This is a genomic window from Vibrio sp. 2130-1 (assembly GCF_033339515.1).
The window spans coordinates 298-567 of the sequence record NZ_JAWOUT010000552.1; the positions used below are offsets into that span (position 1 = coordinate 298).

Annotated in this window: 1 pseudogene; it reads right to left on the minus strand. The window is 43.0% G+C overall.

The window, feature by feature from the left end:
* Positions 1-270: pseudogene (locus R7Q09_RS27340) on the minus strand (ligase); the annotation flags it as partial.

Sequence of the window (270 nt, forward strand, 5' to 3'; positions counted from 1 at the left end):
GAAAGGATTCCCTGGTTTTAGAAAAAGATATTGTGTCAGACCAAATAGAGCTTCAATCACGACAGCCAGTACGATGAACCAAAGTAACCGTTGGCGATGCTTATTACTGAAATGAAATTGCTGTAAGACAACAAAAAACAGGAAACCACTCCACAGGCCGATAAGTTTGTTCGCTGCCAGAGTGCTGTCCGCATTGGGGTAGAATACTGGCAACGTCATGATGATCGCGCTGATCAGTAACCCTATGGTTAGCTTTGAATAGCGTAAAAT